The organism is Actinoplanes sp. NPDC051405, from assembly GCF_055586185.1.
In genome coordinates, this window is sequence record NZ_JBVJIR010000002.1 from 40,559 (window position 1) to 66,467 (window position 25,909).

Sequence of the window (25,909 nt, forward strand, 5' to 3'; positions counted from 1 at the left end):
GGAACCTGACGTCCCGCACTGCCCCGCACAACGCCTTTGACTCGTCAACTATTTCAGATTCAAACAACTCGGGGGAAGTGGGGTCCCCGTCACACCCGCGGCGGAACCGCCCGGCGCCCGCGCGCGTCGGTGCCGGTATGAAACTGCGCCTCTCGAGCCTGCTCACCCTGATCCTGCTGAGCCTCGGCCTGGTCGTCCTCGTCTCCCCCGCCCCGCCGGCCTGGGCCTGCTCCTGCGTGTCCTTCGATGAACAGGACGAACGGGCCGAGCTGATCGTCGTCGGCACGGTCACCGACGTCTCGGACACCGGGATCCGGATGACGGTCGAGTCGGTCGAGAAGGGCGCCGCGGCGGCGGCTAGCCTGCGCCTGAAGGTGGGCCGCGGCGAGGCGAGCTGCGGTTACGACTTCCGGGCCGGCGGCCGCTACCGGGTGAATTCGATCGACGGTGCCACGGGACTGTGCACCGGCGTCAGCCCGTTGCCGGCCGCTGTGTCCGCGCCTCCGGCGGCCGCGCCGGTGGCTGCGCCCGCCGCCGAGTCCTCGACCTGGGGGTGGTGGCTCGCGGCCGGGGCGGGGGTAGCCCTCCTCGCCGCCGGGCTGGTGATCGCCCGGCGGCGGAGGTGACTCAGCGACCCTGGAGGCGCTTCACGTTGTCGCCGAAGGTCCAGCCCTTCGAGCCGTCCCAGTTGGCCGACCAGGTCATCAGGCCCTTGAGACTGCCGTTGAAGCTGTTCCACGACTGCGTGACCAGCGCCGGCGTCATGTAGCCGCCGCCCGCTCCGACCTGCGCGGGCAGGCCGGGGACCTGCTTGTCGTACGGCACCCGGATCGTCGTGCCCTGGATGACCAGGCCGCTGTTGAGGCAGGTCGTCTGGGCGACGAAGCCCTGCACCGTGCCGGCGCCGTACGAGTCACCGGCGCAGCCGTACATGCTGCCGTTGTAGTACTGCATGTTCAGCCACCAGAGCCGGCCGTTGTCCGCGTACTTCTTGATGATCGGCAGGTAGGAACCCCAGATCGAGCCGTACGTGACGCTGCCACCGGTCACGTACGCGGTCTCCGGCGCCATGGTCAGCCCGAAGTTGGCCGGCATCCGCGCAAGCACGCCGTCGATGATCCGGATCAGGTTGGCCTGCGAGGCCGACAGGGTGGTGATGCTGCCGCTGCCGGTCAGCCCGGTCTCGATGTCGATGTCGATGCCGTCGAAGTTGTACTGCTGCAGGATCGGCACGATCGTCGCCACGAACCGGTCGGCGACCGCGCTGGAGCTCAGGTCGATGCCGGCCGCCGCGCCGCCGATCGACATCAGCAGGGTCGCGCCGGCGGCCTTGGCCGCGCACATCTCGGCCGGGGTGGAGACCTTCACACCGGCGTCCATGCCGTTCTCCCACAGCACCGTGCCGTCGGAGCGGATCACCGGGAACGCCGCGTTGATGACGTTGTAGCCGTGCTGGCCGAGCCGGCTGTCGTTGATCGGGACCCAGCCCAGGCCCGGGTGCACGCCGTTGCTCGCGCCGTCCCAGTTCTCCCAGTAGCCGACGAGCACCTTGCCGGCCGGCCGCGACTTCCCCGCGCAGGTGGAACTGCCGGGCGGCGGGGTCGTCGGCGGCGGGGTCGTGGGCGGTGGAGTGGTCGGAGGCGGAGTGGTGGGCGGCGGGGTGGTGGGCGGCGGGGTCGTCGGGGTGCCGCCGGTACAGGAGCCGAGGTCGCGCCAGAGGGACGGGGTGGCGGCGGGGTTCCAGCCCGCTCCGGCGTACGCGGTGTGCGTCACCAGGGCCGAATAGAGCTTGCCGGCGTAGGTCACCTGGGTGCCGGCGGGGTAGGTGTTGCCCTCGGCCCACCCCGGCGCGGAACAGACCACCGCGGCGGCGCGCACCGGAGCGGCGGTCACCGACGCCATGCTGCTCGGTGCGAGGGCCACGGCCGTCGCCATGGTCACGGCCGCGCCGGTTACCAGCGCGACAAGGGTACGACGTCTGCTCATGGCCGCTCCTGACCCATCGATGACCTGCCCGGTCCTCCCTATCCTCACGGTCATGAACTTAAATATCAAGGGTTGTTAACAGAAGCGGTCGCCCCGATGATCTCCATTGACGACACCGCCGTTTTCTGGTTCGCTGCCCCGATCTCGGGAGCAGTTCGCCCGAGTGGGCGACGCCCGTTGGGGTGGTAGTCCAAGATGTAAGGAAACCGTGCTGCGCGGCGCGTGCTACCGCACGCGCCTATGTCGTAAGTTGCACCGCAGAACTCGGGGTGTACCGAGGTACTAGAGTGGAGTAGGTCGCCTTCTCGGGGCAGCTTCCACGACCGCGACCAATACCATCGCCGGAGGAAGTCTCGTGCCCATACGGGATCCGCGTTTCGACTCGGCGATCGACATCGCGCCGCCGCGGGTCGATGCCGAGCCGTCGGTCAATGCCGATTTTCCCTGGGACGCCTTCGACTCCGACGCGTACTTCGAGCACAACTACAGCTCCCTGCGCAGCGACGACGAGCAGATCATCGACATCGTCGCCGGCTTCTTCCAGGCGAACGAGCAGCGCCGGTTGCGGGCCCAGGCGATCGATGTGGGCGCCGGCGCCAATCTCTATCCGGCCCTCACGATGCTGCCCTTCGCCGCCGAGCTGACGCTCTGCGAGCGCGCCTTCTCCAACCGGCAGTGGCTCGAGGCCGAGATCTTCACGCCGCACCCGTCGTGGTGGCAGTTCTGGTCGCACATCAACGCCGGGCGCCCGGCCTACCAGCCGATCAAGAGCCCGTTCGATCTGCTCGGACGGCGCGCGCAGGTGACCAAGGGCAACATCTTCAGCCTCCGGCCCGGCCGCTACGACATCGGCACGATGTTCTTCGTCGCCGAGTCGATCACCAACCGCGAGTCCGAGTTCGTCCGCGCGACCCGCTCGTTCATCGGCTCCCTGAAGCCGAGGGCCCCGTTCGCGGCGGCATTCATGCGCGACTCGTCCGGCTACCGGGTCGGCAACCGCAGTTTCCCGGCGTGCTCGGTCGACGAGAACGACGTCCGGTCGGCATTGGCACCGGTGGCCGCCGGTGTCACCATCCAGACAGTGGAAAGCAAGAGCCTGCGCGACGGCTATTGCGGAATGATGGTGGCCACCGGCTTCAAGAAGGCGTAACCAGACCCACGGACGGGTAGGTGACGGCGCACCGATGCAGATCCAGCCACGTCAACAGCTCCTCGACATCTGGCGGGCGATCGCCCGCGTCTCCTATGCGGACGGTGACTGGCGGTTCGGCGGCCGCGACGGCGCCAATTCCATCAGCGACGCCGAGCAGTTGCTGTGCCTGATGGCACCGGCCACGGAGATCCCGATCTTCCGGCTGGACAATCCCGACGCCGCCAACCGCGACGTGCTCGACGCGCTGGACGCCCTCGGTGACGACATCCAGGTGCCGCAGCGGCTGATGGAGGCCCTGACCTCGTACATCAAGCGCTACACCGCACCCGACGGCACACCGAGCTTCTCCGGCGGCTCGTACTTCCTTCCCGAGTTCGAGGGCGAGGAGATCAAGATCCAGCAGCGCGAGCTCGACGTGGTGGACTCGTTCTCCATCTCCGTGACGCTGATGCTGGCGATCCTCGGCTTCACCCAGGTCTTCCGGCAGATCGTCAGCCGGCCCCGGCTCATCGAGCAGGTGACCGAGCTGGAGGAGCGGGCCAGCCAGCGCCTCACCGCCGCGATGGTGGGCCTGCTGCGCAGCTTCTCCGTCAACGTCTTCCCGGCCGACGAACCGTACGGCCGCGAGCTGATCCGCACGGTCAACCAGGAGCGCCGCCCGACCCTGCAGGTGGTCGAGGAACTGCGCGAGGCCCTGCGGGAGATCAACGCCCGGCTCCGCGACGATGTCACCATCGGTTCCGGTGCCGCCGAGGGCAGCGAGCTGGACCTGCCCAACCGGCTGTTCGAGTGCGGCTGGAGCTGGGGCCTGGTCAGCGACGCCCCGCAGATCGAGACCACCTCCGACGTCGGCGTGCAGCGGGCCGGCGTGGCGCAGAACGCCCCCTATCTCTACTTCACCACCGTGGCGCTGGACGCGATCCAGGCATTGTCCTCCGAACGCACCCGGCTGCTCGGCCTGCTGGACGAGGCCCAGCTCAAGCTGGCCCAGGCGCTGCAGCTGCGCTTCGAGCTGACCCGCTCGTACTGGGCGACGGTGGCCACCTTCGGCTCCGGCCGCTGGCCGCTGGAGGACCTGCCCTGGCGGACCACCGACGGCGTGGAGTTCGACTACTTCAGCCTGCTGGTCAGCGGCATGGTCGTGCAGAACATGGTCGCCGTGCGCGCCACCAACGCCGACCTCACCCGGGTCGCGGGCGTGCTGGACGAGCTGGCCAACCGCAGCCGCATCACCCGCCGCTCCTCGGAACGCGAGTCCGCGCTGGACGTGCACCACCCCGGCCTGCGCTTCGTGCTGGAGGGCAGCGAGAGTGTGGGCGGGCCCCGGCTGGCCTGGACGGTCGCCGACATCTCGCCGCTGCTGCTCAAGCGCACGCTCAACCTCGCGAGCCTGCTGTCGGACGGCACGTCCCGCAGCCGGCTGCTCGACCTCTCCGGCGAGCTGTGGAAGCACCTGCAGGAACGGCTCATCGCCGAGGGCCCGCAGCACGGCCTGTGGGACCAGCCGGCCGGCGCCTACCCCCAGCTCAACGTGAAGATGACCGAGGCCTCCTGGTATTACACCAAGCGGGTGGTCGACTGCCTGGTCACCGCGGCCCGGGTGATCAACGAGCCGCCGCTGCGCAGCGAGGTGCTGGCCCAGCTGGCGGCGGAGCTGCTCAACGAGGCCGACCACCTGTACGACCGGGAGCGGCTCAACGGTTCCACCTACAGTGGACAGTCGCTGCGCGAGGAGCTCAAGCAGATCGGCGTGGAGCTGGAACGGGCCCGGACCGTACGGCGCGAGCGTCCGGGCGTGGCCGTCGCGGTGACCCAGGAGGTCCTGCGCCGTCTCGATCACCTGTCCGCGGCCCGCCGAGCCACTATCGGGCGCAGCTGACCATGCTCGTCTTCGCGACCTCCGACAAGGGCGGGACCGGGCGTACGGTCACCAGCAGCAACGTGGCCTACCGGCACGCTCTGCAGGGCGGCGACTGCTGCTACCTGGACTTCGACTTCGGCTCCCCGACCTCCGGCGCGATCTTCGACCTGCCCGGCGCGTTCGCCGGGGTGCCGGAGGAGGGCCTGCACAGCTACCTCGTGGACGGCGTCGCCCCGCCCCGCCGGATCGACATCTGGACCGAGTCCGAACGCGACGTGCTGCGCGGCCGGCCCGCGGGAGCCGGGCGGCTGACGCTGTTCCCGGGTGACCGCGGCAAGGGCGAGTTCCAGGCCCACCCCGGCATCGTGGAGCGCTGTATCGAGCTGCTGGTCCGCGCCGACGAGGAGTTCGACCTGGTCATCGTCGATCTCAGCGCCGGACGGTCGTACGCGACCGAGATCGTGCTCGCCGCGACCGCGGCGCTGCCCGACGTCGAGGCCCGCTGGCTGGTGTACCACCGCTGGACGCGCCAGCACATCATCGCGGCGAGTGGCCTGGTGCACGGCAAGCAGGGCATCCTGGAGTCCGGCGTGCAGCACGGCCACGACCCCTCGGCTCTCAAGGACGCGATCCGCTTCGTCCGTACGGCGGTGGTCGACCTGGCCTCCCCCGACCAGGCCGGCCTGCGCCCCGAGCAGCTGGCCTGGCTGGACGTCTGCAACGGGCGGCTGCAGGAGCTGGCCAGCCGGCACAGGGTCGGGCGCACCACGGTCCTGGGCGAGATTCCGCTCGACCCGGTGCTGCAGTGGCAGGAGCAGCTGCTGTCCGACGACGACGTGTGGCTGCACCGCACGGCCAACCAGCGCACCGTGGACGCCTTCGACGCGCTGGCGAAGAAGGTCGTGGACGACTCCGCCTGGATCGGGCTGTGACCGCCTACGACGGCGTGTTCGTCGAGCAGAGCGCCACACCGGTGGTGCGCCGGGTCCCGCTCGCGCATCTGTCCATCGAGCTGGGTCACCTCTACATGGACGACTTCACCGCCGGCCGGGCCCGGCTGGCGGCCCAGTTCGAGGCGGTCCGCCCGTGGGCCCACGCCGCGCGGGGGGCGTGCGCCGAGGAGCTGGGGCAGCGGCCGCCCCGGGTGAGCACCTGCTTCCTGATCGACGACTACTTCACCCGCTTCAGCACGCCCCGGGCAGTGATCGGTGACCTGGTCGAGGCCGCGCAGGCGGCGGGCGTCGAGATCGACTACGTGGCCCGCGAGTCGGGGTGCGCCACCGCCGACGGCGTCGACGTGGCGACGCTCGTACGCCAGCACCTGGTGGCCGAGCCGCCCGAGGGTGACAACGGCAGCCGGCCACCGACGGCCGTGAGTGGCTGGCTGAGCAACGGCGAACGCGGTGGCACGGCGCCGGCGTCGGCGATGGCGGCCCCGCGCGCGTGGCGGCCACCCCGGCAGAGCGCGGTGCGGAACCACTCCATCTTCGTCGACATCGAGCTGTGGAGCGGGCCCGCGGATCAGCCGTACTGGTCGTGCCCGTTCCTGGCGGCCGTCTGGCAGTTGCAGCGGCTGGGACTGATCCGGCACCTGGGCGAGCCGGTCGGCGACCCGCAGCTGATGAGCGTGGCCGACGTGCCGGCCGAGTGGGAGCGGATGCCGGCCGTCGTGCAGCTCAACCCGCGGGCGGCGCCGTTCCGGGCGTACCGGACGTTCACCGCGATGGCCGCCCGGTTCCTGCCGATCGAGCTGGCCGTGCGCACGATCCTGGGCCAGGTGGCGGTGGACGCCGCGGTCGCGGAGCAGGTGCGGGAGCGGGCCACGGGCGAAGGCGTCGACCTGCCCGGCGAGGTCGTCGACCGGATCCGCTACGCGTTCCTGTAGGGCGCCGGTCCGCCGTCGGCGCCGCGCGAGACCTCCCACAGCTCGCGGAAGAGCTGCGCGCACTCCTTGACCCGCGAGTCGGTCAGCACCAGGCGGGTCTCGGCGATCTGGGCGTGTTTCGGGTCGGCGGTGGTGGTCGGGTTGGTCTCGTACGCCAGGGTGTCGTCGAAGATGATCAGGTCCCGGACCTGGACCCGCAGCGGTGGCGGCACCGCCGCCCGGTCCAGCAGCCGCACGTCGATGCGCATCTCCCGCTGCTCCTCGCAGGCCCGCCGGATGGCCGGATCGTCGGCCATGGCGGGCGAGTCGAGCACGAAGATGCGCCGGACCCGCTTGCCGCTGCCGGCGGCACGCCGCTGGGCGTCGAGATACCGCTGGCCGATCTCGCTCTGCCAGAGGTCGTGGTCGACTGCCGTCATGCTGATCGCGTCGATGCTCATCGTGGCGTTGCGGGTCAGGCCCAGCAGCCAGTCCCGGTCCTCGCCGTAGTAGGTGACCGTGCCGCCCTCGGCGAGCTGCTTGAGGAAGTCCGAGGTCTCCCTGATCTTGTTCTGCACGAAGTGGTAGACGATCGGCGGCGAGGCCGGCGAGATCTGCGTCGAGTTGCGCACCAGCTGGGTGACCAGGTCGGTCTGCAGCGCCGACGCCTCGATCAGTCCGAAGAGCTCGGTGGCCTCGCTGATCTCGGAGAAGGCCGAGCCGACCATCGCCCGCATCTCGGTCATGCCGTCCTTCTCGAGCTGCTCCACCGCCGCGAGCCTGTTCTCGAAGTCGACCAGGAACCGCAGGATCAGCGCGATGCCACCGATGAGGATGGACAGCGTGATCTGCACGTGCTGCGGCTGGTTGAGCGCGTTGGTGATCAGGAAGGTCGCCCCGCCCAGGCCGACGGTCAGCAGCGCCTTGCGGGTGACGCTCGAATGCTCGGACGACTGTCCGACCAGCGACATCACCGCGGACCTGCCGCGGCCAGCGCCGTGACCGCGCCCACCGAGAGCTGGTCGCGGATGCGGTGCACCAGGGTGTCCCACTGCCGGCTGAAACCGGGCCGGCGGTCCAGGGCGGCCCAGACGGCGGCCGAGATCTCCTCGCCCCGGGCGGTGGGCATCCACAGGTGCAGCAGATAGTCGATTGCCGGCAACAGCCGCTCCAGGGCGGCGCTGCGTTCGACGACCCCGATGGCGCTCTTGCCGACGATCTCCAGCAGTGTGCTGAGCAGCCAGTCGTGCAGGGCGACGTCCTCAGCGAGCGCGGTCAGCTCCGGCACCGGCGCCGGCTGGCCGTCCGGCACCGACAGCTCCAGCATGCGCAGGTCGTCGGACCGGACCGAGTAGCGGACCCGGGGCGTGGCCGCCGGACCGGGATCGAACCGGGCCGTCCAGCGCAGCCGGGTCCGCGGCGCCCGCAACCGCACCGTGCCGCCGCGCGAGGCCGAGCGCTGCACCCGGTCGGCCACCCGGCCGGCCATCGCACCCAGGTCGAGGGAGTCGCCCGGCCGGTCGGGGCCGCCGAGCGCGGCGGCGACCTCGTCCCACCGGGTACGGCCGAGCGTCTCGATGACGCCCGGACGGGTCAGATAGTGCGACCACGGCTGCCTTGCACTGCCCTCACCCCGAACGAGCGTGGTCACCGCGGAACCCTGCACGACATGGCCACCGGTGATCGCGGCCCGTTGCAGGGCGGTGCCGACGCCGCGCACCCGTCGGGTGTCGGCCGCTGCACCCAGTCCACAGTCGACCCCGACGGGTATCTCCGGTGAACGGGCATACGCGATCGGGCGGTGGGACACCAGGACCGGCTCGCCGACCACGAGGTCCACCAGGCGGCGGGCCTGGTCGGCGGTCACCGGGTCGGGTGCCCGGAGCAGTCCGGTGTGCACCTCGCCCGCGATCAGCATTCGGCTCCCCCATGCACGGCGGTACGGAGCACCGGGGAGTCACCGGACGGCGCGCAAGGGTCAGCGGTGACCGATGACTCCCCAGCGGCGCGGCCCCGTGCCACGCGTGTCGCCAGCCTGTCGATTGCACCGCATCCGATCCCGGAATGCAACACGCTCAGTATCCGGAATCAAACAGCCGGTAGAGTTCGCTAGCACCTGATGGGCGGGCCGGACAACCTTCGCAGGCCATTGTCCGCAATCGCCGTACATTTACGTTCCTCGACGGGACAACGGCCGGTACCCGGTTAGCGTCGGACGATGACCTCTGCCCGACCCGATGTCCTGATCATCGGCGCCGGTGTATCAGGCCTGACCACGGCCGTCCGGCTCGCCGAGGCGGGACTCCACGTCCAGGTCCGCGCGCAGCGCAGACCCGAACAGACCACCTCGGCCGCGGCCGGGGCGATCTGGGACCCCATCTACGCCAACCATCCGCTGGTGCTGCGCTGGAGCACCCGCAGCTACGACGTCTTCCGCGACATGGTCCACGCGGGCCGGCCGGAGGTGCAGCTCGTGGCCGGCGTGGAGGCCTCGCGACGGCGCATCCCGTCCCCCGGCTGGGCGCACGACCTGCCCGGCTTCCGTGAGTGTGCCGCCGCCGAGCTGCCCGACGGCTTCGCCAGCGGCTGGCGGTACACCGCGCCGATCATCGCCATGCCGCCGTACCTGGCCCATCTGGAGCGGCGGCTGGTGGCCGCGGGCGGGACGGTGGAGATCGGGCACGTGCGGTCGCTCGACGAGGGGCCGGCGCCCGTGGTGGTCAACTGCAGCGGGATCGGCGCGCGTGAGCTGGTGCCCGATCCGGAGGTCGAGCCGATCCGCGGCCAGCTCGTGGCGGTCCGCAATCCCGGGGTGCGGGAGTTCTTCGCCGAGCACACCGAGGAGCTGGAGGAGATGACCTACCTGCTCCCCCAGGGCGACGTGCTGCTGCTGGGCGGCAATGCCGACAAAGGACAGAGCGACCCCGAGCCGGATCCGGAGGTGGCCGCCGGGATCATCGCCCGGTGCGCCGGGATCGTGCCCGCCATCGCCGAGGCCGAGGTGCTCGGGCATCGCACCGGCATCCGGCCGCAGCGGCCGGAGATCCGGCTGGAGCACGTGCGGCTCGGTGGACGGCACGTGGTGCACAACTACGGGCACAGCGGCGCCGGAGTCAGCCTCTCGTGGGGCTGCGCCGACAGCGTGCTGGAGATCGTCCGGACGCTGGTCTAGGGCCAGCGGATCTGGGCGGGCAGGCCGACGAAGGCCGCGTACGGCTGGAGGGCCTCCTCCGCCCGGGCCCGCTCGGCCGGGCCGAGGTCGGTGAGCGGCTGGATCTCGACGGTCACGGCCTTTTTGCCCAGGGTGCGGGTCCAGGTGCCGACCACCCGGCCGCCGCGGACCAGGGTGGAGCGGAAGATGCCGTTGCCGCCCGGGACGACCGCGGCCAGGTGCTCGTCGTCCATCATCAGCGAGCGGTCCTTGTAACCCAGGATGTACTCGTCGAAGCCGGGCAGCGCGGCCCAGTCGTCGGCCACGTCGGCCGGCGTGACGTCGAGCAGGGCCGGGTCGGCGACCATCTCGGTGCCGTCGACCCGGACGGTGGTGAGCTGGTCGCCGGCCGCCGCGATGCCCGCCCGGGTGTCGGCCATGGTCAGGCCGGTCCAGCGGGCTAAGTCGGCCCTGGTCGCCGGGCCGTGGCTGCGGAAGTAGCGCAGTGCCATGATGCCCAGCGCCTCGGTGCGCTCCGGCCGGTTGGGCTCGGGTGCCCACTCGTCGAGCAGCACGAACGTCTGTTCCTTGCCGATGTGCGGGGCGATGCAGGACACGCCCTGCTGGCTCGCGTACCAGAGGAGGTGGTAGCCCATCTGCGGGCCGAGCTCGACGCCCGCGTCGGCGAGGGCCGCCAGGCACTCGGCGCGGGTCAGCCGGTTGCCTTTCAGGGCCGTGGCCAGGACCTCGACACCGCGCTCGGCCGTCGCCTCGGACAGGCCGATCGTCTCGCGGCGCTTCGCCGCCCCGGCCAGGGCGCGCACGCCCATCAGCTCGAGCATCCACCGCGCGTCGGCCGGCGGGACCAGGTGCACGGTGCCGCGCATCGGCCACGTCCTGATCGCCTCGCGGCGCTCCAGGGCGGCCGTGACGTCGCCGACCGTCCAGCCGGGCAGGCGCACGCCCAGCGACCACAGGCCGCTCGCCATGTCCTGCGCCTGCATGGCGCCGAACCACTCGACCACCCCGGCGACGTCCGTGACCGGGTGCGGCGGGGTGAGCAGCAAGCTGCGCATGCGCAGGGCCAGCGCCTGCGTCGTCGTCAGATCCACAGACGCAGCTTAGGGCGCCCCTCCGACAGAAAGGGGCGCCCTGAGCGATCAGCGGCCGCGCTGGGTGCGGTACCGGGCGATGAGCGTGTCGGTCGAGGAGTCGTTGTCCGCGCCCGGGGCCTCGGCCGCGGTCAGCAGCGGTGCGAGCTGGTTGGCCATCACCTTGCCCAGCTCGACGCCCCACTGGTCGAACGAGTTGATCTGCCAGATGGTGCCCTGGGTGAAGGTGATGTGCTCGTAGAGCGCGATGAGCTGGCCCAGCACCGACGGCGTCAGCTTCTCGGCCAGGATGGTGGTGGTCGGGTGGTTGCCCGGCATCACCTTGTGCGGCACGATCTCCGCGGCCACGCCCTCGGCCTCGATCTGCTCGGCGGTGCGGCCGAACGCCAGCGCGCTGGTCTGGGCGAAGAAGTTCGACATGAACAGGTCGTGCATCTCGCCGGTGTCGTGGTTGGGCACGGCGAAGCCGATGAAGTCGGCCGGGATCAGCTTGGTGCCCTGGTGGATCAGCTGGTAGAAGGCGTGCTGGCCGTTGGTGCCGGGCTCGCCCCAGAAGACCTCGCCGGTCTGGAAGTCCACGGCGGAGCCGTCCAGGCGTACGTGCTTGCCGTTGCTCTCCATGGTCAGCTGCTGCAGGTACGCCGGGAAGCGGTGCAGATACTGCGAGTACGGCAGCACGGCGTGCGACTGGGCCCCGAGGAACGTGTCGTACCAGACGTTCAGCAGGCCGAGCAGGGCCGGCACGTTGCGCTCCAGCGGCGTGGTGCGGAAGTGCTCGTCCACGGCGTGGTAGCCGGCGAGCAGCTCACCGAAGCGCTCCTTGCCGATCGCCAGCATCACCGACAGGCCGACCGCCGAGGGCAGCGAGTAGCGCCCGCCGACCCAGTCCCAGAAGCCGAACATGTTCTCGGTGTCGATGCCGAAGTCGGCCACCCGCTGGGCGTTGGTGCTGACCGCGACGAAGTGCTTGGCCACCGCGCTCTGGTCGCCACCCAGCCCGGCCAGCAGCCAGTTGCGGGCCTCGGTGGCGTTGGTCAGGGTCTCCTGCGTGCCGAACGTCTTGGACACGACCACGAACAGGGTGGTCGCCGGGTCCAGGTCGTGGGTCTTGGCGTACAGGTCGGTGGGGTCGATGTTGGAGATGAAGCGGCACTCCAGGCCCGCGTCGGCGTACGCCTTCAGAGCCTCGTACGCCATGACCGGCCCGAGGTCCGACCCGCCGATGCCGATGTTGACGACGGTCTTGATCCGCTGCCCGGTGGCGCCGGTCCACTCGCCGGAGCGGACCCGGTCGGTGAACGCGCCCATCCGGTCCAGCACCTCGTGCACGTCGTGGGCGACGTCCTGGCCGTCGACGACCAGAGTGGCCTCCCGGGGCAGCCGCAGCGCGGTGTGCAGCACCGCCCGGTCCTCGGTGAGGTTGATGTGCTCGCCGGCGAACATGGCCGCGGTGCGCTCGCGCAGCCGGGCCCGCTCGGCCAGCGCGACCAGCGCGGCCAGGACCTCATCGGTGACCAGGTTCTTGCTGTAGTCCACGTAGAGGTCCGCCACCTGGGCGGTGAGCCGCTCGCCGCGCCGGGGATCACTGTCGAACAGTTCGCGCAGGTGCACACTCGAGAACTTCTCGGCGTGCCCCTGCACTGCCTGCCATTCGGCGCTGTCGGAAACGTGTTCGCTCATTGCCTTTGACTCCCGCCTGGACCAGAACTATCGCGTTCATCGTGGCACGGATCGAAGCGGCTTGCCGCGAACTGGAACCGTTCAGAACGCGTACGGTCCGAATCGGCCCCAGGCGACGAAGGCCGCCAGCAGCAACAGCACGATGCTGGGCACCATGCCCTTGTAGTCGTTCATTTGGGCGTGGGTGATGGCCGCGCCGATCATCACCAGCACCAGGCCGAGCGCGGCCAGCGGGACCAGGATCGGGGCGATGTCGAGGGCCGCGGGCAGGATCAGCCCGATCGCGGCGAGGGCCTCCACGGCACCGATGGCCTTGACCGCGCCGGGCGAGAACAGGTCGACCCACGCCATGCCGGCCTTCTTGAGCTCCTCCTTGGGCCGCAGCACCTTCATGATGCCGGAGGCGAGGAAGGCGGCAGCCAGCAGACCGGCGACGATCCACAGCACGATGTTCATGGAGAGCCCTTCGAGAGTTGAACGTTCTAGTGAACCGTAGGCCCTCGAACTTGAACGGTCAACCCAGGGTGACGTGAACGTTCAGCTACGATGGCCGGGTGGGCGACGAGGTGAACTGGCTCGATGAGCAGCAGCTACGGGCATGGAAGAACTTCGCCGCGCTCCTGGTCGTCCTGCCGGCCACGCTCGACGGCGAGATGCAGCGCCTGGCCGGCATCACCCAGTTCGAGTACGGCGTCATGGCCGGGCTGTCCGAGGCCCCCGGGCACACGATGCGGATCAGCGCCCTCGCGGAGTTCGCCCAGGGCTCGCTGTCGCGGCTGTCCCACCTGATCAAGCGGCTGGAACGGCGCGGCTGGGTGCGCCGCGAGCCGGACCCGGCCGACGGGCGCTACACCAACGCGATCCTCACCGACGAGGGCTACGCCAAGATCGTGGAGATCGCGCCGGAGCACGTGGCCGGGGTGCGCCGGATGGTCGTCGACGCGCTCACCCCGGCGCAGCTGCGCCAGCTGGGCGAGATCAGCGAGCGGGTGCTGCGCGGCATCGCGCCGGGAAACTGCCCCGCACCCCAACGGTACGGCGAACGGGACTGACAACCGCACCACCGGCGCGACGGGTCCGACGGCTCCCGGCGGCGCGCTACCGGACGCGCCGCCGGCTGATCGCCCAGCGGATCCAGGGGGTGGCCAGGCCGCCGGAGGCGGCCAGGCGACCGGGGGCGGCCAGGCGACCGGGGGCGGCCAGGCGACCGGGGGCGGCCAGGCGACCGCGACGCAGCCCGCCGCGTGGCGGGCCGCGTCGTCAGGCGGTTGCGGCGGTCGCGGCGTCAGGCGGTCGCGGCGGCCGCGGCCCGGCCGGCGGTGCGGCCGGAGAACAGGCAGCCGCCCAAAAAGGTGCCTTCCAGCGAGTTGTAGCCGTGCATGCCCCCGCCGCCGAACCCCGCCACCTCGCCGGCCGCGTACACGCCCGGCAGGGGTGAGCCGTCCGCCTGCAGGACCCGCGCCGAGAGGTCGGTGTGCAGGCCGCCGAGGGTCTTGCGGGTCAGGATGTTGAGCCGGACCGCGATCAGCGGGCCCGCCGCCGGGTCCAGCAGCCGGTGTGGCGTCGCCACCCGGATCAGCCGGTCGCCGCGGTAGCGCCGGGCCCCGTGGATGGCGGTGACCTGTGCGTCCTTGCTGAACGGGTTGGTCAGCTCGCGGTCGCGGGACTCGATCGTGCGGCGTACCGCATCGAGCTCCAACGCCGGGCCGTCGCTCTCCGCGGCCAGCTTGTTCATGCCGGTGACCAGCTCGGCCAGCCTCGGCGCCACGACGAAGTCGGCGCCGTGCTGTTTGAACGCCTCCACCGGCGGGGTCGCGCCCGCCCGGACCCGGCCCAGCACCTGCCGGATGCTCTTGTTCGTCAGGTCGGGGTTCTGCTCCGAGCCCGACAGCGCGAACTCCTTCTCGATGATCTTCTGGGTCAGCACGAACCAGCTGTAGTCGTAGCCGGTGGCCATCAGGTGCTTGAGCGTGCCGAGGGTGTCGAAGCCGGGGAACAGCGGCGCCGGCAGCCGGCGGCCGGTCGCGTCCAGCCACAGCGACGACGGGCCGGGCAGGATGCGGATGCCGTGCTGCGGCCAGATCGGGTCCCAGTTGCGCAGGCCCTCGACGTAGTGCCACATCCGGTCCGGGTTGACGATGCGCCCGCCGGCCTGCTCGGTGATGCCCAGCATCCGGCCGTCCACGTGCGCCGGGACGCCGGCGACCATCCGCTTGGGCGGGGTCCCGAGCCGGTCCGGCCAGGCCTTGCGGACCAGGTCGTGGTCGCCGCCGATGCCGCCCGACGTGACGATCACCGCCTGCGCCTCGTACGAGAAATCGCCGGTCTCCTCCCGCGAGCTGGACTCGCCGCGCCGGACCCCGCTGGCCGCCAGCGTGCGTCCCCGCACCCCGGTGACCACCCCGCCGGTCTTGACCAGGCCGTCCACCCGGTGCCGGAAGCCGAAGCGGACCAGGCCGCGCTCGGCCGCCGCACGCACCCGGCGCTCGAACGGCTCGACCAGGCCCGGCCCGGTCCCCCAGCTGATGTGGAAGCGCGGCACGGAGTTGCCGTGCCCCTCGGCGCCGGCGCCACCGCGCTCGGCCCAGCCGACCACCGGGAACAGCCGGTGACCCATGGCCCGCAGCCAGGCCCGCTTCTCGCCGGCGGCGAAGTCCACGTACGCCCGGGCCCACTGCCGCGGCCAGTGGTCCTCCTCGCGGTCGAACGCCGCGCTGCCCAGCCAGTCCTGCCAGGCCAGCTCGACCGAGTCGCGCACGCCCATGCGGCGCTGCTCCGGCGAGTCGACCAGGAACAGGCCCCCGAACGACCAGAACGCCTGCCCGCCCAGGCTCTGCTCGGGTTCCTGGTCGAGCAGCAGCACCCGGCGGCCCGCGTCGGCGAGCTCGGCGGTCGCCGCCAGCCCGGCGAGTCCCGCCCCGACCACGATCACATCTGCGTCCATGCCCTCACGCTAGGCATCACCATGCCAAGATGGTGGTCCACCGAGGCGGATTTCCGCCCGCGCTTTATCACCGGGGTGACAAACCGTGCCGGACGCCTTCCTCGACATCGAGCCGCGCGTCGCCGATCTACCCGCCGGGGTCGGTGAGCGGCTGCGGGCCGAGCGGGCGGCGTTGCGCGAGCGGGTGCTGCGCACGATGCGTACGGCGATGAGCGCTCAGGGCCGGTCACTGACCGGTGGCCAGGGGCGCGGCCTCACGCTGGGGGTCGAGACGGCGGTGGACGCGTTCGTCGGGGCGGTGGCCGAGCCGGCCCGGGAGCTCGCGGGTCCCCGGGCGGTGTTCGTCGGGCTGGGCCGCACCGAGTTCCGCGAGGGTCACGACATCGACGCGCTGCGCTCGATCCTCACCCTGGGCGGGCGCGCCATCTGGGCGTACCTGGTCGAGCGGGAGCTGCCCCCGGCCGTGCTGTACGTGCTGGCCTCGGCATTGTTCGGCTTCATCGACGCGCTCGCCGGGGCGGCGGCCGAGGGTTACCTCGACGAGCAGCGCCAGCACGGCCGCGACTGGGACACCACCCGGCGCCGGCTCATCACGCTGCTCGTGCAGCCGGATCCACCCGGCGGCGCGGCCATCGCGGCCGCTGCGGACGCGGCCCGCTGGCCCGTGCCGGCCTCGGTGGCGGTGGTCAGCGTGGAGGGCACCGACGGCGAGCAGCTGGCCCGGCGGGCGGGCAGCGGCACGATCGCCACGGTCATCGCCGACGCCACCCGGCTGATCCTGCCCGAGCCGGCGACCCCGGGCCGGCTCGCGCACCTGACGGCCGCGCTGGCCGGGCAGCGGGCGGCGCTGGGACCGCCGGTTCCGCTGGGTGAGGCCCGCTTGTCGTACCGGTTGTCGCGCCGGGCCCTGCAGTTGCAGCAGGAGGGGAAGCTGCCCGCCGAGGCGCTGCTGCACTGCGACGAGCACCTGGTCACGCTGGTGACGGCGTGGGAGCCGGGGCTGAGCGACAGGCTGGCGGCCCGGTTGCTGGCGCCGCTGCAACCGCTCGCCCCGGCGGACCGCGAGGTGCTGTCCGCGACCCTGCTGGCCTGGTTGCGGGCCCAGGGGCAGGTGCTCGCCGCGGCAGCCGCGCTGCCGGCGCACCCGCAGACCGTGCGGTACAGGATGCGCAAGATCCGGCGGCTGTTCGGCGATTCCCTGGACGACCCGGACGCGCGGATGGCGCTGCAGATCGCCCTGCACCAGCAGCGCCTGGACGCTCGCGTATGCAGCGTGGAGTCCCAGGGATAGTCTGCGCGGCACCGCACCGGTTGACTGATCACATGTACACACTGAGGGTGGCGGCAATCCTGGCGGCGACCATGACCACCGGGCTGATGGCCGGCGTCTACGGCCTCTACCAGCACACCGTCATGCCGGGGCTGGGCCGCACCGACGACCGCACGTTCGTCGGCGCCTTCCAGGCCGTCGACCGGGCCATCATCAACCCGTGGTTCATGACCGGCTTCATCGGGGCGGTGCTGTGCACGGCCGCGGCCGCCGGGCTCAACACCGATCGGCGGCTGCTGCCCTGGCTGCTGCTGGCGGTCGTCCTGAACGCCCTGGTGGCGGTCATCACCGTGGTGGTGCACGTACCGCTCAACGACGCGCTCAAGGCGGCGGGCGACCCGGACCGGATCACCGACCTGGCCGGGATCCGCGAGCGCTTCGACGCGGCCCGCTGGACGACCTGGAACCTGGTCCGCGCGCTGGCCACCACCGCGGCGTTCGGCTGTCTTTGCTGGGCGCTGGTCGTCCGCGGGCAGGTCCGCTGACCGCAGCCGCGTTCAGCCGGCTTTGACGCCGCGGGCCAGCAGGTGGATGGACGCTGCGGCCATGGCCGCAGCGTCGCCATGGTGTGCCGGTGGCGTGCCGGGTCACCCAGGTGATCGGCGGGCGATTCCCGGGCGTCAGGCCGGGACGGCCAGTGCCCGCGCCAGGCCTTCGGTGAGCACCCGGTCCGCCTCGGCGGCCGGCAGCGGGCGGGACAGGAAGAAGCCCTGGGCCAGGTCGCAGTCCAGCGCCCGCAGGATCGCGAGCTGAGCGGCGTCCTCGATGCCCTCGGCGACGGTGCTCATGCCGAGGCTGCGGGCCAGCCGCACGATCGTACGGACCAGCGCCTCGTCCTCGCGGTCGCCGCCGAGCCGGTCCACGAAGGAGCGGTCGATCTTCAGGACGTCCATCGGGAAGCGGCCCAGATACGCCAATGACGAGTAGCCCGTACCGAAATCGTCCATCGCCAGGGTGACGCCCAGCGCCTTCAGCCGCTGCAGCTGGGTGAGGTTCTCGTCGGTGTCGGTGAGCAGCACGCTCTCGGTCATCTCGAGGCACAGCTGGTCCACCGGCATACCCGTCTCGGCCAGCACCTCGGCGACCATCTCGGAGAGGTCGCCGTGCTCGAACTGCCGCACCGACACGTTGACGGCCATCTTGAGCCGCCGGGTGCTGCCCGCGCCCCAGGCCACCGCCTGCCGGCACGCCTCGGTGAGCACCCAGCGGCCGAGCGGCACGATCAGGCCGGTCGCCTCGGCGATGCCGATGAAGTCCAGCGGGGACACCATGCCGCGGCTCGGGTGGTGCCAGCGGACCAGCGCCTCGAAGCCGACGATCTCCCCGGTGCGCAGGTCGACGGTGGGCTGGTAGTGCAGGGCCAGTTCCCCGCGTTCCAGGGCGAGGCGCAGGTCGGCCTCCAGCTCGAGCCGCTGCACCAGGCCGGCCAGCATCTCCGGGTCGTACGCGGCCAGCCCGGCCCCGCCCGCCGCCTTGGCCCGGTACATCGCCAGGTCGGCGTTGCGCATCAGCTGGTCGATGTCACCGGCGTCGGCGCCACAGGCCAGTCCGATGCTGACCGCCACCCGCAGGTCCCGCTCCCCGGCCCGTACCGGTTCCTCCAGGGCCGCCGCGATCCGCCCGGCGACGCTCTCCGCGTCGGCGCGCGCGGTGGGCGACTCGATGACCACGCCGAACTCGTCGCCGCCGAAGCGCGCCACGGTGTCGCCGTCGCGTACGGCGGTGCGCAGCCGGGCGGCGATCTGGACCAGCAGGGCGTCACCGGCGGCGTGCCCGAGGCTGTCGTTGATCTCCTTGAAGCCGTCCAGGTCCAGCAGCAGCACGGCGACGCCCTCGCCACCGGGGTCCCGGGCCAGGGCCTCGAGGGCCCGCTCGCGGAACAGCGCCCGGCTGGCCAGCCCGGTCAGCGCGTCGTGGTACGCCTCGTGCACGAGCTGTTCCTGCAGCTCGGTGGCGTCGTGGATGTCGCGGGTGTTGAGCACGTAACCGCGGACCGACGGGTCGTGCACGAGGTTGGTGATCGTCATCTCGGCGAGCCGGATCCGGCCGTCGCGGTGCCGCAGCGGCACCTCGGCCACCACGACGCCGAGCGGCTGGTCGCGGACCGACTCCAGGGCGGCGGCGATCCGGGGCGCGGCGCGGCCCCCGGCCACGTCGAGCAGCTTGAGGCCGAGCAGCACCGAGGCCGGATAGCCGAAGATCCGTTCCACCGACTCGCTCTGGAACCGGATGGTGGAGTCGGCGTCGATCACCGCGACCGACTCGGAGCTCTGCATCACGAGTGCTCGGAAGCGCAGCTCACTGGCCTGCAGGTCGGCGGTGCGCTCGGCGACCCGGGCCTCCAGGTGCCGGGTCAGGTGCCGGTTCTCCAGCAGGGTCAGCAGCTGGCGGGCGATGATCAGCACGATCAGCAGGGTGCGGCAGCCGGCGAAGAACGGGTCCGCCTCACCGGACACGGCGTAGTGGGCGACGCTGCACGCCAGCGCGGTGAGCACGGCCGCGTACGGCAGCAGGATCGCGAACGACTGCCGGTCGCCCGGGTCGTGGCCGTCCGGGCCGGGCTCGTCCGTACCGGTGCCGGGGCGCAGCGCCGCCAGCAGGATCAGTGCGAAGCCCGCGAACCAGCCGACGTCGAGGATGCCGCCGGAACGGTAGTCCTGGTGCAGGTGCACGTACAGGAAGGCGCTGTCGGCGACGCCGAGCGTGACCGTGGCAACCACGATGAGCAGCAGCGGGCCGGTGTCCCGGCCGCCGCGACGCAGCAGGGCCAGCACGTAGAGGCCCACCGTGACCAGCACGACGTCGCCGATCGGGTAGCCGAGCAGCACGAGACGGCCGAGCCGGCTGTCGGCGCCCGTGGTGAGCAGCGGCGCCAGCACGACGATCCAGCTCACCAGCAGCAGCGAGGCGGCGATCATCAGCCCGTCGACGATGCTGCGGATCCGGTGCGCCATCGACTGCCGGCCCACCGGTACCACCAGCAGACCGGCCGCGACCATCGGGACCATGGCGAGGTAGCCGAGGTCCGGCCAACCGGGGAACGGCACGTCGCGGCCCTGGACCACCTCGGTGAACGTCCAGCAGGCCTCGCCGGAGCTGTACGCGAGCGCGCCCAGGCCGATGGCGGCCCATGCGACGACCATCCGGCCGCGCCGGCGGGCGGCGCGGATCAGGCAGGCCAGCCCGGCGGCCAGGGTCATCAGGACCGTGCCGACGTCGGAGACGGCCCGGGTGACGGCATCGCCGCCCAGGCCGGTGGCCATCCAGGTGGCGAACACGAGCACGGTGACGCCGACCACGACGGTGGCGGGAGGCGGGTGCCTGACAGTCATCAGAGCCTCCCCCGCCTCCGGTCACCACCTGGCCGGGTGACGTCACCGTCGAGATCGGGCGAGCGGGCGGCCACCTGAGAAGTTCGGTAGCCGGCTTGCCCTGGTCGGCCCGAACTGGCGGCGTCCGTGATCACAGCCGGGCGCGGCCGTGATGTCTCAAGTCCGGGCCTCACCGAACGATGGACACGCTGCGACTCCCGACCGGGAGCGACAGGCTGGAGGAACGGGCGATGGCTCCGCGCACGCGCAGACGGACCGCCCCGCCGGTGCCGATGGCACTGCTGCGGGACCGGGGCATGCAGGCGCTGCTGGCCGTCGCCGTGCTCGGCGCCGCCTGGTACGCCTGGCCGGTGGCCGGCCTGCCCGTCCTGATCGCCGCCTACTGGCCCATCCAGGTGGCCCTCGACGTCGTCCTGGCCCTCGGCTCGTGGCGGGTCCACCGGCACCCGGACGCGTCGGCCACCACGCGCCGGTTCTGGCGCGCGATGACCATCGCCGCGGTCCTGTTCGCGGTCGGCGACCTCGTCCAGACGGTGCAGTCCGCGAACGACCTGACGGTGACCGGGCTGGTCAGCGGCAACGTCCACCTGGTCTTCATCGTCGCCGGCGTCTCGGTGCCGCTGTGGGCGATGCTGACCCACCCGATCCGGGCCACCGGCCGGCAACGCCTGGTGTTCTGGCTGGACGCGGCCACCGTGATGACCGCCGCCGCCGGCTTCATCTGGTCGTTCATGCTCAGCGCCGTGGTCGGCGCGGCGATCAGCCTGGTGCTGCTCAACGGCGTGCTCGCGGCCCTCATGCTGATCGTCTTCTTCGGCATCACCAAGCTGGCCCTCGGCGGCGAGGCCCCGTTCCGGCCGGTCGCGGCCGGCATCGCCCTGGTCGGCGTGGCCCTGACCGCGCTCGGCGTCGGCGTGGACGGGCTCGCCGCCCAGGCCAACCCGGCGGTGTTCATGCTGTCGAGCTTCATCCCCTGCGTCATCATGGCGGCCTGCCCGCGGGCGCAGACAGTGGAGATGCAGCTCGCGGCCACCGCGCCGCAGCGCTCCCGGCGGCGGCCGTTCAGCCTGCTGCCGTACGCGGCGGCGCTGGCCACCTACGCCGCGGGCCTGCTCAGCCTGGCCCAGGACGGACTCTCCGTCCGCAGCTGGGGACTGGTCGTCGGCTCGCTGCTGGTCACCCTGGTGGTGCTGGGCCGGCAGATCACCTCGTTCGTCGACAACGCGGTGCTGCTGCGCCGGCTCGGCGAGCAGGAGAGCCGGTTCCGCTCGCTGATCCAGCACTCCTCGGACCTCACGGTGATCACCGACCGGCAGGGCCGGACGACGTTCACCAGCCCGGCGGTGACCCGGATGCTGGGCTACGCGCCCGAGGAACTGCTCGGCACGGTGCTGCGCGACCTGCTGCACCCGGAGGATCTGCCGACCGCCGGGACCGGCGGTTCCTGGCAGGGCCGGGTACGGCACAAGGACGGCTCCTGGCGCTGGCTCGACGTGGTGGCCACCGACCGGCACGACGACCCCAGCGTGCGCGGGCTCATCTCCAACGCCCGCGACATCACCGACGCCCGCGCGTTCCAGGAGCAGCTGCACTACGAGGCCACCCACGACGCGCTGACCGGCCTGGCCAACCGCACCCTGTTCCACCGCCGGATCGCCGACGCGGCCGGGCAGCCGGACGCCGGGGCGCTCGCCGGGGTGCTCGCCGTCGACCTGGACGACTTCAAAATCATCAACGACACGCTCGGGCACCACGTGGGCGACCGGGTGCTGGTCACGGCGGCCGACCGGCTGCGCGGCTGCGTGCGGGCCGGCAGCGACACGGTGGCCCGGCTCGGCGGCGACGAGTTCGCCGTGATCCTGACCGGCACGACGCCGGCCGAGGCCGCGGCCACCGCCGAGCGGATCGTCGCCGCGCTCACCGAGCCGGTCACCGTCGAGGGTCACGTGCTGGTCGTACGGGCCAGCGTCGGCGTCGCGACCGGCCCCGGCGGCCAGGCCCGCACGCTGCTGCGGGCCGCCGACGCGGCGATGTACGAGGCAAAGCGCAGCGGCAAGGGCACGATGGCCGTCGCGGGCAGCTGACACGGCACGAGCCGCCCGGCAGGCCCGCCGGGCGGCTCGTGAGCACAGTGGACGACGCTCAGCGCAGCTTCACGTCGAAGATCTTGTCCGCGGCCAGGGTACGGAACGCGGTGAGGGCGGTCTTGGTGCTGTCGATGCTGATGTCACGGTCGCCCTGGTCGTCGCGCTTGGTGTCGAAGTAGACGATCGCCTTGATACCCGGGCGCTTCTTGAGCTCCGGCAGGACGCTGCGGAAACCGGCGGCCTTGTCGGTGACCTTGCCGACGCGGTGGTAGACGCCCCACTCGGCAACCATGATCGGCTTGCTCGCGTGCTTGGTGGCGGCCCAGTCGTACCAGCCGAGGCCACCGTTGGCGGGCTTGCGGTCCAGCAGGTCACCGAACAGGCCGAAGTGGTAGTAGCCCTTCTCGGCGCTCACGTACGAGTCGAGGCCCATCCAGTCGACGACGTCGTCACCCGGGTAGAGGTCCTTCCACCACGACTGCGCCATCCACTTCTCGTTGCCCATGTAGGCCATGACGTTGATCGCGTTGGTGACACCCTTGGCCCGCAGGCGCAGGATCGTGTGGCGGTACATGGCGGCGAAGTCCTTGGCCTCCCAGCCGGAGCCGGCCTTGGCCACGACGTCGTTCTCCGGCTCGTGGTTGAGCACGAGGAAGAACTTCTCCGGGAAGCTCGACTTGATCCGGGCGGCGAAACGGTCGATGCGCGCGTCCTGCTCACCCTTGGCGACCTTGGCCCAGCTGGAGCCGTACGCGATCTTCCAGTTCAGCAGCAGCACGCGCGGCTTGGCGGCGTCGCGGGCCATGGCCATCTCGGACTGGGTCGGGAACGGCTCGTCACCCTTGTGGTACGCGTGGAAGATGCTCGCGGTGCGGCCGCTGAGCTTCTCCCAGTCCTTGAGCGCCTGGTCGCGCGGCGCGTCGGTGAAGCCACCGGCGGCGGCACCCCACAGCACGCCGCAGCTCGGCACGAGCTTGGCGCCGGTGACGCAGTCACCCTTGGGCGGGTCGACCGGGGCGGGCTGGGCCGGGGTGGTCTGGGTGGGGGCGGGCTGGGCCGGGGTGGGCTCGGTGGTGGCCGGCCGGGTCGGGGCGGGCTGGGCCGGGGCCGTGGTGGCGGGGGTGGTGGGCTGGGTGGGGACGGGCTGCGCGGCCGGCGGCGGCATGTCCTCGTCCTCGATCGGCGTGGCCGGCGGCACAGCCGGAGCCGAGTGCGCGGCGGCGGTGGAAACCGTCAGCACCGGACCACCCCACTTGCCCTCGGCGGAGCGCAGGCGGGTGACCGCGTTCGACGCCGACGACTGCACGGCGAAGGAGTACGTGCCGGGGCCGGTGACCGCGGCGCCGAGGTCGAAGGACAGCTCCTCGGCGTCGGCGGCCGGGGTGGCGGACGCGACGACCGCACCCAGCGCGGGGGCGTTGCCCGAGGTGAGCCGCTGCTCGGTCCAGGCGTTGCCGGACACCCGGCTCACCGACACCTTGCCGGCGACGTCACCCACGGTGATCAGGCGCAGCCGGGCGCCGGTGACCTGCGTACCGGCCGGAACCAGGAACTTCAGGAAGGCGATCTTGGTGTCACCGTCGAGGCGGCCGATCGACAGCTTGTCCTCGGCGCCGAAGGTGGCGTCCTTGCGGCCGTTGGACACGTACGTGTCGTCACCGGCGATGAGCTTCAGCTCCGGACCGGCGGCGGCCGCCGCGGGCGCCGAGGCGACCAGCGCGCTGCCGGCACCGGCCACCAGGGCGGCCAGGGCGGTCACGGACTTCTGCAGCTTCTTGCGACGCAATTCGGATCTCCCCCGCGTGTGTCCGGCCGCGTCTCGGCCGGGCATGCAGAGAAGATTCCGGGGCGTACGGTGCGCGCATCGTGCCCGTGCGGGTGCCGCCCGGTTGCGAACGAGCCGAACGGCGGGACTTGAGGATTCCGCGGACCGGCCCGCGCGCGATCCGCCCGGCGCCGCCCTATGCTCCGGCAGGTGATCATCGTCCGTTCGGACCGGGCCGGCGCCACCCGCGCGGGCCGTGGCCCACGAGCCTGAGGAGCGCCGGTGTCCGTCGTTGATCTCGCCCTGCGTGCCGCCCCCGTCATCGACGGGCACAACGACCTGCCGATGGCGTTGCGCGAGCGCGCCGGCTACCGCGTCGACGGCCTGGCCGCGGACCGGCCCGAGTTCCACACCGACATCGCCCGGCTGCGCGCCGGTGGGGTCGGCGGCCAGTTCTGGTCCGTGTACGTGCCCTCCGACCTGAGCGAACCCGAGGCCGTGGTGGCGACCATGGAGCAGATCGACGCGGTGTACCGGCTCGTGGCCGCGTACCCCGAGGATCTGGCCGTCGCGTACTCGGCCGACGACGTCGAGGCGGCCCGGCGCGGCGGGCGGATCGCCTCGCTGATCGGCATCGAGGGCGGGCACAGCCTGGCCACCTCGCTCGGGGTGCTGCGGGCGTTCGCGCGTCTCGGGGTGCGCTACGTGACGCTGACCCACAACCACAACACGTCGTGGGCCGACTCGGCGGCGGACGTACCGGCGGTGGGCGGGCTGGACGACGAGGGCCGGGCCATCGTGACGGAGATGCAGCGCATCGGCGTCCTGGTCGACCTGTCACACGTCGCGACCACCACCATGCACGCGGCGCTGGACGTGGCGACCGCCCCGGTGATCTTCAGTCACTCGTCGGCCCGGGCCCTCACCGACCACCGGCGCAACGTCGACGACGAGGTCCTGGTCCGGCTGCGGGACAACGGCGGCGTCTGCATGGTCGCGTTCGTACCGGTCTTCGTCTCGGAGCAGGTTGTGGCCTGGACCGCCGCGGCGGACGCGGAATGGCGGCGGCTCGGGCTGCCGGCCGCGCAGGCTCCGTGGCCCAGCGCTCCCCGGCCGGGTCGCGAGGCTGTGCCGGTCCCGCGTACCGGTGGGGGATCTTTCGGCACTGCCCTGCCCGGCGGTGACGCGCCGCTGCCGGAGCCGTTCCGGGCCTGGCTGGCCGAACATCCCCGGCCGGAGGCGACCATCGCCCAGGTGGCCGACCACGTGGAGCACGTGCGGGCGGTGGCCGGGGTGGATCACGTCGGGCTGGGCGGGGACTACGACGGGTGTGATCGGCTGCCGGTCGGGCTGGAGGACGTGTCGGGGTATCCGCGGCTGCTGGCGGAGCTGGCCGGGCGGGGCTGGGGCCAGGAGGAGCTGGAGAAGCTGACGGGGCGCAATGTGCTGCGCGTGCTGCGGGAGACGGAGGAGGCGGCTGAGGAGCCGCTGTGGCCGCTGTCCCCCGCCCGGTAGTAGCACAGCGGCGCCTCGGCCGAATGGCCGAACCAGCGCGGGTGGATCTCCGGCCGGAGTCGGATACCCCCTGGTGACGGCACCCGCGACGCTCCCTGTGGCGCCGCGCTCCCGCGGCGCGGACACGGG

The 25,909-nt window shown here is 72.0% G+C and carries 20 protein-coding genes; 11 read left to right on the top strand and 9 right to left on the bottom strand.

Features of this window, described 5'->3' with window-relative positions; genetic code table 11:
* The first annotated feature begins 137 nt into the window (after window positions 1-137).
* Window positions 138-626 carry a hypothetical protein gene (locus ACZ6S4_RS04545; protein WP_465473547.1) on the top strand — a complete coding sequence of 163 codons (489 nt, stop codon included), beginning with the start codon at window positions 138-140 and terminating at the stop codon, window positions 624-626.
* A gap of 1 nt (window position 627) precedes the next feature.
* Here the strand turns inward: ACZ6S4_RS04545 and ACZ6S4_RS04550 are convergent, their stop codons facing one another.
* Window positions 628-1,986: a carbohydrate-binding protein gene (locus ACZ6S4_RS04550; RefSeq protein ID WP_465473548.1), complete on the bottom strand. Its 1,359-nt coding sequence runs from the start codon at window positions 1,984-1,986 to the stop codon at window positions 628-630.
* Between the two features lie 355 nt (window positions 1,987-2,341).
* Between ACZ6S4_RS04550 and ACZ6S4_RS04555 the strand changes: the two genes are divergently transcribed.
* The 4 genes from ACZ6S4_RS04555 to ACZ6S4_RS04570 are packed head-to-tail and all read left to right on the top strand — an operon-like array spanning window position 2,342 to window position 6,885.
* Complete coding sequence (locus ACZ6S4_RS04555) at window positions 2,342-3,136, top strand: SCO2525 family SAM-dependent methyltransferase (RefSeq protein ID WP_465473549.1); 795 nt, start codon at window positions 2,342-2,344, stop codon at window positions 3,134-3,136.
* A gap of 34 nt (window positions 3,137-3,170) precedes the next feature.
* Entirely contained in the window at window positions 3,171-5,018 is a 1,848-nt protein-coding gene (locus tag ACZ6S4_RS04560; protein WP_465473550.1) for an SCO2524 family protein, read from the top strand.
* A 2-nt stretch (window positions 5,019-5,020) separates the two neighbouring features.
* On the top strand, window positions 5,021-5,932 hold the full coding sequence (locus tag ACZ6S4_RS04565) for an SCO2523 family variant P-loop protein (RefSeq protein WP_465473551.1): 912 nt from the start codon (window positions 5,021-5,023) through the stop codon (window positions 5,930-5,932).
* On the top strand, window positions 5,929-6,885 hold the full coding sequence (locus ACZ6S4_RS04570; RefSeq protein ID WP_465473552.1) for an SCO2522 family protein: 957 nt from the start codon (window positions 5,929-5,931) through the stop codon (window positions 6,883-6,885). Before ACZ6S4_RS04565 ends, ACZ6S4_RS04570 begins: the two co-directional genes overlap by 4 nt.
* On the opposite strand, the gene ACZ6S4_RS04575 is transcribed toward ACZ6S4_RS04570, so the two are convergent.
* Window positions 6,870-7,835: a DUF6879 family protein gene (locus tag ACZ6S4_RS04575; protein ID WP_465473553.1), complete on the bottom strand. Its 966-nt coding sequence runs from the start codon at window positions 7,833-7,835 to the stop codon at window positions 6,870-6,872. The two genes, ACZ6S4_RS04570 and ACZ6S4_RS04575, sit on opposite strands and share 16 nt — an antisense overlap.
* Window positions 7,835-8,782, bottom strand: a complete 948-nt coding sequence (locus ACZ6S4_RS04580; protein ID WP_465473554.1) for an SCO2521 family protein — start codon at window positions 8,780-8,782, stop codon at window positions 7,835-7,837. The genes ACZ6S4_RS04575 and ACZ6S4_RS04580 overlap by 1 nt, the downstream gene beginning before the upstream one ends.
* A gap of 300 nt (window positions 8,783-9,082) precedes the next feature.
* Between ACZ6S4_RS04580 and ACZ6S4_RS04585 the strand changes: the two genes are divergently transcribed.
* On the top strand, window positions 9,083-10,036 hold the full coding sequence (locus tag ACZ6S4_RS04585; protein ID WP_465473555.1) for an FAD-dependent oxidoreductase: 954 nt from the start codon (window positions 9,083-9,085) through the stop codon (window positions 10,034-10,036).
* Here ACZ6S4_RS04585 and ACZ6S4_RS04590 read toward each other — a convergent pair.
* The 3 genes from ACZ6S4_RS04590 to ACZ6S4_RS04600 all read right to left on the bottom strand — a co-directional run bounded on the left by ACZ6S4_RS04590 (window position 10,033) and on the right by ACZ6S4_RS04600 (window position 13,263).
* Complete coding sequence (locus ACZ6S4_RS04590) at window positions 10,033-11,091, bottom strand: winged helix DNA-binding domain-containing protein (RefSeq protein WP_465474136.1); 1,059 nt, start codon at window positions 11,089-11,091, stop codon at window positions 10,033-10,035. The genes ACZ6S4_RS04585 and ACZ6S4_RS04590 overlap by 4 nt on opposite strands.
* 84 nt (window positions 11,092-11,175) lie before the next feature.
* Window positions 11,176-12,807, bottom strand: coding sequence for a glucose-6-phosphate isomerase (gene pgi / locus ACZ6S4_RS04595; RefSeq protein ID WP_465473556.1), 1,632 nt, complete (start codon window positions 12,805-12,807; stop codon window positions 11,176-11,178).
* Window positions 12,808-12,888: 81 nt separating this feature from the next.
* On the bottom strand, window positions 12,889-13,263 hold the full coding sequence (locus ACZ6S4_RS04600; RefSeq protein ID WP_465473557.1) for a DoxX family protein: 375 nt from the start codon (window positions 13,261-13,263) through the stop codon (window positions 12,889-12,891).
* Window positions 13,264-13,361: 98 nt separating this feature from the next.
* Between ACZ6S4_RS04600 and ACZ6S4_RS04605 the strand changes: the two genes are divergently transcribed.
* Complete coding sequence (locus ACZ6S4_RS04605) at window positions 13,362-13,859, top strand: MarR family winged helix-turn-helix transcriptional regulator (RefSeq protein WP_465473558.1); 498 nt, start codon at window positions 13,362-13,364, stop codon at window positions 13,857-13,859.
* A gap of 233 nt (window positions 13,860-14,092) precedes the next feature.
* Here the strand turns inward: ACZ6S4_RS04605 and ACZ6S4_RS04610 are convergent, their stop codons facing one another.
* Window positions 14,093-15,751 (bottom strand): FAD-binding dehydrogenase, encoded by a 1,659-nt coding sequence (locus ACZ6S4_RS04610; protein ID WP_465473559.1) that lies wholly within the window; start codon window positions 15,749-15,751, stop codon window positions 14,093-14,095.
* A gap of 85 nt (window positions 15,752-15,836) precedes the next feature.
* Between ACZ6S4_RS04610 and ACZ6S4_RS04615 the strand changes: the two genes are divergently transcribed.
* Entirely contained in the window at window positions 15,837-17,042 is a 1,206-nt protein-coding gene (locus ACZ6S4_RS04615; RefSeq protein ID WP_465473560.1) for a PucR family transcriptional regulator, read from the top strand.
* A gap of 32 nt (window positions 17,043-17,074) precedes the next feature.
* Window positions 17,075-17,566 carry an anthrone oxygenase family protein gene (locus ACZ6S4_RS04620; protein ID WP_465473561.1) on the top strand — a complete coding sequence of 164 codons (492 nt, stop codon included), beginning with the start codon at window positions 17,075-17,077 and terminating at the stop codon, window positions 17,564-17,566.
* 135 nt (window positions 17,567-17,701) lie between these two features.
* Here the strand turns inward: ACZ6S4_RS04620 and ACZ6S4_RS04625 are convergent, their stop codons facing one another.
* Complete coding sequence (locus tag ACZ6S4_RS04625) at window positions 17,702-20,413, bottom strand: putative bifunctional diguanylate cyclase/phosphodiesterase (RefSeq protein WP_465473562.1); 2,712 nt, start codon at window positions 20,411-20,413, stop codon at window positions 17,702-17,704.
* Between the two features lie 230 nt (window positions 20,414-20,643).
* Between ACZ6S4_RS04625 and ACZ6S4_RS04630 the strand changes: the two genes are divergently transcribed.
* Window positions 20,644-22,497 (top strand): diguanylate cyclase domain-containing protein, encoded by a 1,854-nt coding sequence (locus ACZ6S4_RS04630; RefSeq protein WP_465473563.1) that lies wholly within the window; start codon window positions 20,644-20,646, stop codon window positions 22,495-22,497.
* 58 nt (window positions 22,498-22,555) lie between these two features.
* Here the strand turns inward: ACZ6S4_RS04630 and ACZ6S4_RS04635 are convergent, their stop codons facing one another.
* Entirely contained in the window at window positions 22,556-24,286 is a 1,731-nt protein-coding gene (locus ACZ6S4_RS04635) for a CBM96 family carbohydrate-binding protein (RefSeq protein WP_465473564.1), read from the bottom strand.
* 261 nt (window positions 24,287-24,547) lie between these two features.
* Between ACZ6S4_RS04635 and ACZ6S4_RS04640 the strand changes: the two genes are divergently transcribed.
* Window positions 24,548-25,780: a dipeptidase gene (locus ACZ6S4_RS04640; protein WP_465473565.1), complete on the top strand. Its 1,233-nt coding sequence runs from the start codon at window positions 24,548-24,550 to the stop codon at window positions 25,778-25,780.
* Window positions 25,781-25,909: the final 129 nt, after the last annotated feature.